Genomic DNA, 12,191 nt, shown 5'->3' with positions numbered 1-12,191 from the left:
GCCACCTTACTAAGCTTTAAAGGGCGTCATAAAAAGAGATGCTTACATGCTGGCCTGGAGTGGCTTCAGCGTTTTCTTACGCCTTCCTATCCAGATATACAAACCCGTTACCGGAAGGCCTGCGCATATAAAGCTTACTATAAACATGATAATCCTTCCCGGCATATTGGCAATGGAGCCGGCATGAATATCATAATTCATACTTCTTAATTGCTCGCCGCGCGTTTTCTGATGGAAATAGCTTGCTGACAGATTTTTGCCGCTATGCTGGTTGTAATAAAAGCTTGTCCACTTATATTGTGCATGCATCCACTGGCTATAGCCATAAATCGCAGAACTGTCATCCTGCGGAATGCTGATGTCGTATAAGTCGCCAGGTGCTTTTGCCTGCATATCTGAGAGAATGGCGTTGAATACATTAGTTTGCCTGCCTGTTGCAGGGGTTGATTGAAAGGGTTTTTCTATAGGGCTGGCTTTTCCTCCATTGGCTATCCACTGCATACCGTTGTCAAACCACGCAAAAGCCCATACCATACCGGTTAGCGCAATAATTAACGCAAATAGCAGTGCATAAAAGCCGCTGATATTATGCAGATCGTAGTTTTTCCTTTTCCATTTTGTGGTTTCCTTCCAGCGAAAAGCAAACCGTTGTTTAGCGGCAGCTTTATTCTTTGGCCACCAGAGCACCAACCCGGATATCAGCAGTACAATAAAGATGATGGTGGCATAGCCAATAATGTACTTGCCGGTTTGCTCCAGTAACAGGTTGTAATGTAACATCAGCACTATCCTGAAAAATTCCAGCTTTGTGTTTTCAATGTACTGTATCCTGCCTGTGTAAGGGTTAATATAAACCGTTTGATAGGTTTTGATGCTGTTAAAGTAGTTCCAACCGGTGGTGCCCTTATAACTGATTACTGCTGCCGTGCGGGAAGGATCGTTATAAGAGAGAAGGCTGGAAGGTGGTGCATGATGGCCAAGGGTGCCGCGGGCAATATGTATTAAGGTGTCGGCAGGCAAACGCACTGTACCTGTTTCCTTAACAAAATACCGCTGTTTATAAAACAGCGGTTGCAGTTCTTCTTCAAATGCCAGTAAGCAGCCTGTAATACCTAGTATTACTACCACCAGCCCGGAGCTAAGTCCGAGCCAGAGGTGTATTTTGCCAATAATTTTTTTAGTTTTCAAACCCAATTAAAATTTAATGGTCAGGTTTGCTACAAAATTGCGCGTAGGGTTAGGTGCACCCCAGAAGCCCCAGCTTTTTTTATCTCCGATGTTATTTAGTTTCAGGCCCAGTCTTAATTTACCCGTTTCATAAAATGCACTTGCGTTTACAATATGATAAGAGGGCAGCAGGTAGTTGTTTTCATCATCAAAATAAGCCTTTCCTACATAGTTGCCACCAGCGCCCAAACCAAAGTTTTTCAGGAAGCCTGATTTAAAATGGTAGTTGAACCAGTAGTTGGCTATATGTTGTGGTGCGTTGGATACAATATTGCCTTCCATTCCTTTAGCGTCAATAATGCGGTTATCGTTATAGCCATAACCCAGTATAGCGGTAAGACCTTCTGTGGGGGTGGCAGTAAAATCCCATTCAATGCCTTTGCTTCTCTGTTTGCCATCCTGGAAGGCAAAGAAGTTGCCATCGTAACGTACAGCGTTATCAATATCAATGTAGTAGTAGCTAAGCGTGGTGCTTATTTTTTTATGCATCAACTCAGCTTTTATGCCTCCCTCGTATTGTTTGGCATAAACAGGTTTAACCGTAAAGCGGGAGCCATCTGGTTGTGTAACCGGAGGCATGTTCTGGTAGCCATTCATATAGTTGCCAAACAGCGATACACGGTCTTTCAGTAGCTGGTACACCAGGCCCAGTTTGGGAGAGAGTGAGCTTTGGGTATATTGGGTTGCCCATATGCCGGTTGACTTATCTTCAATATACTCATATCTGAGACCAAGCATTACATAAAAACGGTCGCTAAGGTTAACTACGTCTGATACATAAGCGCCATAAGTAATGGTATTAGATAAACCCCAGTTCATGAGTTTACCGGGTGTAAGCGCACTGTCAACCAGTAAACGGTCCACCTTAGCGTTGTTGTTGCGGATGTCGAATGCTCTTATTACACCCGTACTGCCGCTGGAACCTCTGCCTTTGTATTGCGCAATATTGGCACCGGCAAGGAAGGTGTGTTTAACAGAACCTGTTTGAAAGGTGCCGTTGAAGTTTTGCTGCAGGTTGGTGTATACGTTGCTGATAGGCCCGTATTTGGAAACATCTATGGTAACACTGTCTTTTGATATCCAGATAGGGTAATCCTGATAGCTGCGTTCAACAGATTCGTTTACGTAAGATACATTGGTGCTGGAGGTCCAGGTATTGCTTAACTTATATTTTGCCTCCGCAAAAAATTTAGATGCGCTGGTTTTAGCGTCCAGATCGTTATCCAGTAAAGATTTTTTATAGTCAAGTGGTATATCTGCATAGGAGCGGATGCCCGATGCGGGTGTTAAACGCACATAACTGGGGCGGATAGAGTTTACGTTGTAAAATTCCGCATCTACCAGCAGGGTTAAGCGGTCGGTGGCTTTGTATAATAAGCTGGGCGCCAGTAACGAGCTGTTATAAAAACCGCGTTCGTTATAACTGTCCTGCTTTTGTAAGGCTGTGTTTACGCGCAGTAAAAGGCTGTTGTCTTTTTTTAAAGGCGTATTAATGTCGGCACTGATGCGGCCCAGTGAAAAGCTGCCCATAGACAGGTCAACACTGCCCTGAAAGGTTTCAAATGGCTTTTTGGTTACCAGGTTTACCACGCCGCCAAAAGAGGAAATACCTGCGCCAAACAGCGTTCCCGATGGCCCTTTAATAAATTCAATCCGCTCAATATTGGCCACATCGGCACTGGAACGTCCGGCAGTAGATTGCAGACCGTTACGTGCATTTACATCGGTTGAAAAGCCGCGCGATAATGCTGCTATACCACCACTGGGGTATAATATGGGTGTTACGCCAGGTGCATTGCTAAACGCATCAGTAAGCGTAATAGTGTTTTGCTGTTTCATCAACTCTTGCCCTACCACATTATAAGCCTGTGGGTTTTGCAGGTTGGTGATAGGCATACGCGCAATCTGCTCTGAGTTTTTACCGGTGATTTTGTTTTTGCCCGAGCTGATAACCACATCCTGTAGCTGCTGGTGGCTTTCTGCCAGCATAAAGTCTGCAACGGTGGCATTACCGGCTGTTACCGTTACATTTTTACGCTGGGTAAGCAGGCCGGTAAAGCTGGCGGTAATGGTATAAGCGCCGGGGGCTATATTATTTAACGTGTAGTTGCCGGCATAATTTACAACAGTGCCTTTGCCGGTTTCTGTAATGCGGATGTTAACAAGTTCTGCCGGTTTTCCATCGGCAGTGGTAGCTTTTCCTTTTATGCTTCCGGTTTGTGCCAGGGCAGCAAGAAAGGGAAACAAAAGGAAGGAGAGAAGGATTACTTTTCGTGTGTTCATAAATGGCTTTTTTGCGAACCGCAAAATTGAGCGGACGGAGAGGGGAGCATTTATGTAATTGGGAATAAAATATTCCCGATACGGAATTTGTGCGCATGGGCTTTCGCTTGCAATCGTTTGCGTAACCATTTGCATATTTCTCTGCTAATCAGGGTAAATTTATAGACCAACTGGTTTTATTTATATCTACGATTGTTTTATTAACGAATATGAAAATGTTTGCCGGAAATGTGTTGCCTGTTATTACCGCCCCGGTAATGTGTGATGGTTCGCCCAGCAATTTACCCCTGTTATTACTGGTAGAGGACAATGTTGATTTAAGAACTTTTATAAAAAGCCAGCTTACCGAATGGTATCGCGTAGAGGCGGCTGCGGATGGGGAAGAGGGATGGGAAAAAGCCCGGATATTATTACCCGATGTAGTGGTGAGTGATGTGGTAATGCCCCGGATGACTGGTATTGAGTTGCTGCAACATCTTAAGTCTTATATGGCCACCAGCCATATACCCGTGATACTGCTAACAGAAAAAAGTGCTGTAGAGAATCAGATTGAAGCGCTGGACTATGGGGCAGATTTTTATATTACCAAACCGTTCCGGCAGGACTATCTGGCAGCTGCTATCAGAAACCTGGTAGCCCGGCGCAGAAAGTTATTTGCAGCGCTGGTTGAAGGGGGGAAGGTGACTACCCAAACGCCGGAAGTGCAACTGATTACTTCGCAGGATGACAGATTTCTGAGAAAGATGGTAGCGGTAGTAGAAGAGAAAATGGCGGATGTGAATTTTAATGTAGATGCAGTGGCCCTGGCCATGAACATGTCGCGCACTACCTTTTACCGCAAATTTAAAAGTTTAACCAATCTGGCACCGGTGGAATTTGTACGGGATATGCGCCTGAAGCGCGCCAAAGAGTACCTGGATGCAGGTGCCGGCAATGTTGCTGAAGTGGCCTATCTGGTAGGGTTTAGCACGCCTAAATATTTTACGGCCTGCTTTAAGGCGCACTTTACTATTACCCCTACTGATTATCTGGAACAGAGAAGAGGCTTATAAATGCCTATGAAGTGTTTTGTTGCTACGTTAGTTTTACTGCTATGGTTTACCGCTATGGGCTTTTGCCAGCCCGGATGTACGGTACTGCATTATACTACCGATGATGGCCTTTCAGACAACCGCATTATGTGCATTACCAAAGATGCGGAAGGATTTATGTGGCTGGGTACCTGGGCCGGACTGAACCGGTTTGACGGACGAAGGTTTGTAAGCTACAAAACCACGCCCCATGCAAAAACAGCTTTAAAAAATAACCGGATTGACAAGATTGTGGATGATGCAAAGGGGCACCTGTGGCTGAAATCCAATGATGGTTTTATATATCTGTTTAATAAAAAAACAGAATCCTTTCTTGCGCTGGAAGACTTTTTGCCTGCTATGAAGGATGGCCGGCGGCGGGAGTTTCATCATGTAATGAACGGGCGGAATGGAGATGCCTGGCTGCTGACTAAGAACCACGGCGTTTTTCGTGTGGTGGCCAATGGAACAGGGGGAATATGCTGGCAGCAATTTTCTGCTGATGTAAACAGCAGGGGCAACATACCTTCTAATGAGATTCTTTTTTTTGAGAAAGACAGGCTAGGGCGTTACTGGCTGGGAACAGACAAAGGGCTGGTGTTGCTTATGCCACAGCAAAACGGTTTATACAGGCCGGTACCTGCACCTGCTGTACCGGTACCGGGGTTGCTTACGCATATTGCCATACGCGGCAATATGCTGTGGCTTACCAATAACCGGGGGTATCTGCTTACTTATTCCTATACCAGCCAGCGTTTAACTGCCTGTAAAGTAAATGATACCGGGTTAAAAGGTTTGTATATACAACAGCAGGAGCAAGCTGTTTATGGCATTACACCCGGTAATGTGCTGAAGAAATTTAATTGGGTAACGGGTGTTACAGCATCTTTTCAAATGCCGGGCAGTAATCAGTGGCATGCAATTTCAGGCGATAGCCGTGGCAATATCTGGATTGAGCCGGAAGATAACGGAATTATACAGTTTGATCCGGTGAAGAAAACCTTCCGTACTTTTTTGCTCAGGCCCAGTGATAAAGGCGCTGGTTTGTTCAGAGGATTTGAAACACTGGAAGATTCCAAAGGCAGGTTTTGGGCGCTTATGAAGGGGAGTGGATTGGGGTTTTACGATACGGTTGCCCGGGCCATTACTTACTTTCATAATAACCCCGCCGATGAGGCGCGTTTGTTTCCTAACAGTGTGCGGGTTGTTTTTTATGATGAAGATGGAGTAATGTGGCTGGCCACTGCCGAAGATGGGGTGTACCGGCTTATTCTTCATGAAAACGATTTTGAGCAGTACCAGCTGGAAGACTCACCGGAGAGAACGCTGAATGAGGTGAAAGGGCTTTGTGCCGACCATCTGAACCGCGTATGGGTGGCAACCCGTGCAGGTAATATATATGTGATAAAAGATGGAAAGAAGGTGGCGGTAGCGTTGCGGAATATGCCTGAAGGTGGGATGGGGCAGGTACATCGTATTTATGAAGATTGTTTGCATAATATCTGGCTGGGTACCAGAAATAATGGATTGTTTAAGGCTATGCCATTAAATATAGCCGGTGCCAGTTACCGCCTGCAGCATTTTATACCTGGTGTTGGTGATAGCGCTATCAGTTCTGCAAAGGTGTATGCTATAGTGGAAGATAAACAGCATCGTATTTGGGTGGGTACGCTGGAAAATGGTATAAACCTGATACGGGAAAATAAGGGAGGCGTTGCATTTATTCACCGGGGCAATGGGCTTACCAATTATCCACATGATGGTTTTGGAAAAGTGCGGCATATGGCACTGGATACTGCCGGACAACTGTGGATAGGAACTACGGATGGGCTGCTGGTAAGGAACGGGCAGCAGGATAGCGCTGCTTTTAACAGATATGTGGAGGTGCCGGGTGATGAAAGCAGCCTCAGCAACAACGATGTTCAGTATATATACAAAGATGACCACCATCAGATGTGGCTGGCAACATCTGGCGGAGGTATTAATAAGGCGATAAACAATAAGCAGCAAAATCGACTAACCTTTCGCAGCTACGCAATAAAGGACGGGCTGCAAACAGATTTTGTGGTTAGCTGTGTGGCAGACCATGATAATAATCTATGGCTGGGCACCCCCCATGGTCTGTCAAAATTTGATGGTATCCGATTCCGAAATTATAACTCTTACGATGGTATAACTGCCAAAAGCTTTTCGGAGGCGGCGGCCATTCGTTTAAGCAATGGAAAACTGATATTGGGTTCGGTAAACGGCTATCTGCAATTTTTGCCGCAGCGGGTTGAAGATCATAAAGTGACTGCAAGGCTGGCCTTTACCAATCTGCAGATAAACAATACAGATATTCAGGTGGGGGATAGTACGGGTATTCTGCCACAGTGTGTGAATGCTGTTAAAGAAATAAAACTTACCCATAAGGATAACATTATTACTATCGATTACAGTATACTGGATTACCGTTTTACGGATGAAGGGCTTTGGGCCTGCAGGCTCAAAGGCTTTGATGATGAATGGTACACCAATAACACCCATTCACGTACCACCTATACCAACCTGCCGCCGGGCAGATATGTGTTTGAGATAAAAAATCTGAGCCCGGAAAGATATACCAACACAGTTGTAAAGCAGCTGCAGTTTCGCATATTACCACCTCCGTGGAAAACCTGGTGGGCCTACCTGTTGTATCTGATATTGATAGCTGCTGTTATTATATTGGTAACACGCACGGCCCGAACCATGTTGCAACTGCGGCAGCGTATAGCAGTAGAGCGTGGAATTACCACCTTAAAGCAGCGTTTTTTTACCAACATATCGCACGAATTAAAAACCCCGCTCAGCTTAATACAGGGGCCTGCAGAGGCTATTGCTAAAAATGAGCACTTATCGCCGGATGGGCGTAGTCATATAGAAGTGTTGATTAAAAACTCCCGGAGAATGTATCGCTTCATTCATCAATTGATGGAGCTGGGCAGGGTAGATAACAACAAAACTACTTTATGGATAAGTGAGGTGGATACCGTACAGCTGGCTAAACAGGTGGTGGAGTATTTTGCAGATGCACTTGCCGAAAAGAAGGTGCAGGTGTTTTTTCAGGTACATACCAGTAATACACAGGCCTGGCTGGATGCGGAAAAAATGGAAACGGTACTATACAATCTTATGTCGAATGCGGTTAAGTACAGTTCCGCTGGTAGTGCCATTTCTATTTACTTCAAAGACGCTGATGCGCCATTTGACATGGCTATTGAAGTGTGTGACGAAGGGCCGGGGGTAGCGGAAAATGACCTGGAGAATATATTTCAGTTGTACTACGAAGTGCCCCGGCAGCAACAACAGTTTACAAAGGGAACCGGTATAGGGCTGTCGTTGTCAAAGGCTTTGGTAGAACTGCATCATGGCGTTGTGTATGCCAGAAATAATCATGTAAAAGGGCTTACAGTAACGCTTTTGTTAAAAAGAGATAACACGCATTTTACAGAGGATGTGGTAGTGTTATAAAATGAAAAACCAGTCTGTATAAACGGACTATTGTACAGGGTAGCCAGGATTACGGGCTGGCATTGGCCAACTCTAAAGAAGAGATGCGCGGGTTAATTATGAATGAGCGTATGGTGGAGCTGGCTTTTGAAGGTAAAAGAAATGAAGACCTCCGTAGAACAAGAAGGATGCACAAGCTTACAGGTACTATTGAGCAGATGGTGCAGTGGCAGTTTCTGGATGCACCGGCAACTAAACTCAGAGATTCGCTGGAAAAGCCGTTTGGTGTGAATACTCTGGGGCTTGCCCCCACCCTGTGTATCAGAGATACGTTGAACTGGAGCAATACTACCTCCCTTAAGAAATTCTTCCGTCTGCCACATACCTACTCGGCACCAGTGAATAACGGAAACTTTGCTTTTCCACAGAACTATTATTTTATGCCCATCAACAGCATTTTCCTCAATTCATCTCCCCTGCTGGATCAGACAGCCGGTTGGGAGGGAGGCACCTTTGATCCAATGTAGTTACCCCTGACATGCAAATCCTTATCAGCCGATGCGCTACCGTTTGCACCTTACGATATCAGCAGGTGGGCTAAAAGAGAAACTTTGTTTTCGGCGCCGGTTGCCACCAATGCTACTAATTTTTACACGGCTACCAATACCGGTTCTAAAATAGAGGATGCTGCGAAACTGCAAAACATTAATCAAAAGGCCATTGCAAAGCGCATAGAGGCAGCTAACATGATTTATTTTAAAACGCCGGAGGGTAAGTATGGCATTATATATATTGTTGGGGAACAAACGGACTCTGACGAACAGGTGTATTTGTCTATCATTATTAAAAGGCAACCCTGGCTGCGTTTAGTAAGCTGTTTTTAGTGGGAACGACCAAAAATTAGTACTATATGCACTAAAATTGAACCTGATTGCCACAGGTATCTGCTAGGTTTGGGCCGGGTTTAAAGTTGTTGAAAACTAACGAAGTGCTATATGTCTCAATCCCCCAAATGTTACTCAAAGTTTGTAGTAAACGCTGTCTGGATGTTGAAACAACAGATAGATGCCTGCCCGTTAAAAAGGAACAGAATACCTGATCTGCTAAACGAAACCTCGGTAGGAACCAATATGATCCGTGCCGCTTTCCGGGAAATAGTGGGTGTAACCATTGTGCAATACCAGATGCGCAAGCGATTAGAAAAAGCAGCAGCTTATTTAGCGGAAGGCGAACATTCGGTGCAGCAGGTGGCAGTTATTTGTGGCTACCGGAACAAACTGGCCAATTTTAGTAACGACTTCAGAAAAATTCATGGTGTGCCGCCGCGGGAATGGGTACGCAAAAATGAACCTGTAATGAGTGATGTGTACGTGCAGTTACAGCAGGAGCCGTGCCTTATGCTGTAAAACCGGGTAAAAGCGGAAAGGTGATAAGAATGAAAGTGCCTGCTACATTACTGATGGTAAAGGTTCCTTTCAGCTGCGCGGTTAACCCCTGTATCATTTCCATGCCCTGCGAATTGGCGGCGTGTATATCGAAATCAGCCGGAAGGCCTTTTCCGTTATCGCTGATAGAAAGCGCTATAGCAGTGCTGTTTTGCCGCAGAGAAACCAGAATCTTTCCCCCGTGGGCGGTAAAAGCATGTTTGATGGCATTGGTAACAGCCTCATTTAATATCAGCCCCAGAGGCACTGCCTGCTCAGAATCAACGTAAATGTCATCCACCTGCTGTATAAATTGAATTTTTTGGGTTCTGGTATCAAAAGCATCCATCAGATTGTCTAACAGATCGGTCACATACTCAGGCAGGTGAATGCTGGATAAATTATCGCCGGTATACAGTTTCTGGTGAATGAGTGATATGGATTTTATTCTGTTTTCACTAGCCAGAATAGCTTCCATAGCATCTGCACTTTTCAGGTAAAGAGATTGTGAACTCAACAAACTCATTACTATCTGAAGATTGTTTTTTACGCGATGATGCACTTCTTTCAGCAGCCACTCCTTATCGGTAAGCAGTTGTTCTTTTTGCACCAGCAGACTTTGTAGTGCCTGGTTTTGAGTATCTATCTCCTTCCGTTGAGCGTGTAGCAACGCATTGCTCTTTTTCTTGCTGCGATAGGCTTTGTATGTAAAGGAGGCTAACAGCAGCAAAGCAATGGCGCCGGAGACTACAATATTTCTGATGGTAGCTTCTCTTTGCAGCGCCGCCCGTTGTATTATTTTCTGGTTTTCTAACAGCGTGATGTCTTTTTTTCTTTGTTCGCTTTCATATTGCACATTCAGCTCGTTAATCTGCCTGGTTCTTTGAATACTGTTGATGGAATCATATATTTTTCTATGCAGGTTAAGGCTGTTAATGGCCGCAACGTAGTTGCCCAATGCTGAGTCTGATTTGAACAGCAGGTAATGGATGTCCTGTTCCAGGCCAGCATCAAGAAAACGATGACTCTGCAATGCTTTTTTCAGATACATATTGCCCTCTTTGTAGCGCCCCCTTTTTGTATAAAAACTTCCTATAGTATAGAAGGCAGCGTTAGCGGTAAGTCTGCTAACGCCAAAGTTGCGGAAGTTTTCTATTTCCTGGTGAACAAGGGGGTGCAGCCTTAGCATTTCAATATAATATTGCTCTGCCTTGTCATACTGTTTTAATGCCTCGTAAAACTGACCGAAAGTGCAGGCCAGTTGTTGCTTGTCTTTTACCAGCTCCGGCGGGTGTTTTTTAACGTATGCGGATAAATACTTTAATGCGCCGTTGGCATCTCCACTGCTCATCATGGCCCATGCAATACTTCTGGTATAGCGGAAACGTACTGATTTCCGTTCCGGAGATAAATAAGCAAGTGCCTGCTGGTAATGCTTCTCGCTGTTGGTGTAATCTTTCAATCTTTCATATATTAACCCCAGCGTTTCATGGCCCAGCGTTTTTTTTGCATCATCAATATCAGGATTGTTGAGCGCTTTGAAAGTATAGAGTAGCGCCTGGTTGTATTGTCCGGTAGCTTCGTAAAGCATACCCAGTTGAATGTAAGTGTAGGGTGATATTTTTTCCCCGATAGCTTCAAACACCTGCATCACCTGCTGGTATTGTTTTTCTGCTATATCGTAATAGCTGTACACCCTGTTAACAAAGGCAAGGTCTCTCAGGCTTAGGGCGAAGTTTTTTTTATCATTCGCTTTTGCATAGCCTTCAGTGGCCCTATAAAGTGCGTGGCGTATGTCCTGAACCGTACTGTCGTTTTCAGGCAGGTACTGGCCCAGCTGCCACCAATACCAGGCCTCTGTAGCATAGTCTGCGGCCTCATGGTATCTGGCAGTGGCTTCGCGGAAGGCGTTCTTTCCGTTGATAATGTCATTTTGGTTGAAATAATATTTCCCGAGTAAAACCGGGCATTCCTTCCACCACCGGTCAGACCTGATTTTTTCGCTGATAGCTTTTGCTTCCAGTATCAAAGGAAGTGCCTGGGGAGATGGCTTGTCGGTGATATCAAAATCATACACATAGTATTCGGCAATAGCCATTAGCAGTTTAACACGTAATTCGCCGTAGGTTGGCTGAGCGATTTTCCGGGCCAATACAATATCTTTTCTGTCCAGGCTTATCTTCAGCTTCATAAAAACGGCTTCGTTGCTGCCTTCGGGGTAGTTGCTTTTAATGCTCAGGTGATGTGCAAACTCTGCCCAACGCATGCAGCTGTCCAGTTTGTTTGCGTTGGCAAATCGTTCTGCCCAATAGACATGGCATGCTTTAATGGCCAGTTTTATGCGGTCGGTGTCGTGTATAGGCTGGGTTATTTTATGAAGCAGTTCGGATGCGTTGGTTTCTTTTTCTTTTTTTACAGCTAATTGTGCAGGAGTGTTTTGTGAATGCAGACTGTTTGTAGCCAGTAGCAGCAAGGCTAAAAGGATTGTTGGAGTATAGATAGTCATGTCTGTAGCTGCTTTTGCAGAGGCGATATAAAAGTACGCAAAATATGTTTTGGGGCTGTTGTAGTCGCTGATTCCCGGACTGTCAATTGTCAGTTTGTGAAAGTATTGGTACACAATGGAGCTGACCTGTTGCTAAAGAATGCTCATCTAACCCCCGATGCAGCCCCTTATTTCCAAAGGAAACAGGGGCTTTTAATTGCTCGGGTAAGG

At 45.0% G+C, this 12,191-nt stretch carries 8 protein-coding genes; 5 read left to right on the top strand and 3 right to left on the bottom strand.

Annotated features, from left to right (window positions below; genetic code table 11):
• Positions 1 to 42: 42 nt before the first annotated feature.
• Entirely contained in the window at positions 43 to 1,188 is a 1,146-nt protein-coding gene (locus IEY13_RS20650) for a PepSY-associated TM helix domain-containing protein (RefSeq protein WP_188955778.1), read from the bottom strand.
• Positions 1,189 to 1,194: 6 nt separating this feature from the next.
• Positions 1,195 to 3,510 (bottom strand): TonB-dependent receptor, encoded by a 2,316-nt coding sequence (locus tag IEY13_RS20645; protein WP_188955776.1) that lies wholly within the window; start codon positions 3,508 to 3,510, stop codon positions 1,195 to 1,197.
• 209 nt (positions 3,511 to 3,719) lie between these two features.
• Between IEY13_RS20645 and IEY13_RS20640 the strand changes: the two genes are divergently transcribed.
• The 5 genes from IEY13_RS20640 to IEY13_RS20620 all read left to right on the top strand — a co-directional run bounded on the left by IEY13_RS20640 (position 3,720) and on the right by IEY13_RS20620 (position 9,457).
• Positions 3,720 to 4,562 carry a response regulator transcription factor gene (locus IEY13_RS20640; RefSeq protein WP_188955774.1) on the top strand — a complete coding sequence of 281 codons (843 nt, stop codon included), beginning with the start codon at positions 3,720 to 3,722 and terminating at the stop codon, positions 4,560 to 4,562.
• A gap of 6 nt (positions 4,563 to 4,568) precedes the next feature.
• Positions 4,569 to 8,072 (top strand): ligand-binding sensor domain-containing protein, encoded by a 3,504-nt coding sequence (locus tag IEY13_RS20635; RefSeq protein ID WP_188955771.1) that lies wholly within the window; start codon positions 4,569 to 4,571, stop codon positions 8,070 to 8,072.
• 62 nt (positions 8,073 to 8,134) lie between these two features.
• Complete coding sequence (locus IEY13_RS20630) at positions 8,135 to 8,578, top strand: RagB/SusD family nutrient uptake outer membrane protein (protein ID WP_188955769.1); 444 nt, start codon at positions 8,135 to 8,137, stop codon at positions 8,576 to 8,578.
• Positions 8,579 to 8,662: 84 nt separating this feature from the next.
• The gene (locus tag IEY13_RS20625; RefSeq protein WP_188955767.1) at positions 8,663 to 8,935 is read left to right on the top strand and encodes a hypothetical protein; all 273 of its coding nucleotides are present in this window, start codon (positions 8,663 to 8,665) and stop codon (positions 8,933 to 8,935) included.
• A gap of 162 nt (positions 8,936 to 9,097) precedes the next feature.
• A complete protein-coding gene (locus IEY13_RS20620; RefSeq protein ID WP_188955765.1) occupies positions 9,098 to 9,457 on the top strand; it encodes a helix-turn-helix domain-containing protein in 360 nt (119 codons plus the stop codon).
• Here IEY13_RS20620 and IEY13_RS20615 read toward each other — a convergent pair.
• Complete coding sequence (locus IEY13_RS20615; protein ID WP_188955763.1) at positions 9,447 to 12,095, bottom strand: tetratricopeptide repeat-containing sensor histidine kinase; 2,649 nt, start codon at positions 12,093 to 12,095, stop codon at positions 9,447 to 9,449. The genes IEY13_RS20620 and IEY13_RS20615 overlap by 11 nt on opposite strands.
• Positions 12,096 to 12,191: the final 96 nt, after the last annotated feature.

This window comes from Filimonas zeae (assembly GCF_014641615.1).
Taxonomy (GTDB): Bacteria; Bacteroidota; Bacteroidia; order Chitinophagales; family Chitinophagaceae; genus Filimonas; species Filimonas zeae.
Note: the sequence above shows the minus strand (reverse complement) of the source record. Positions and strands in the feature narration are given on the sequence as shown.

Bases quoted from the DNA above. Each gene is read 5' to 3' on its own strand.
- IEY13_RS20620 (WP_188955765.1), top strand. From the start codon at position 9,098: ATGTTGAAACAACAGATAGATGCCTGCCCGTTAAAAAGGAACAGAATA.
- IEY13_RS20645 (WP_188955776.1), bottom strand. From the start codon at position 3,510: ATGAACACACGAAAAGTAATCCTTCTCTCCTTCCTTTTGTTTCCCTTT.
- IEY13_RS20640 (WP_188955774.1), top strand. From the start codon at position 3,720: ATGAAAATGTTTGCCGGAAATGTGTTGCCTGTTATTACCGCCCCGGTA.
- IEY13_RS20635 (WP_188955771.1), top strand. From the start codon at position 4,569: ATGAAGTGTTTTGTTGCTACGTTAGTTTTACTGCTATGGTTTACCGCT.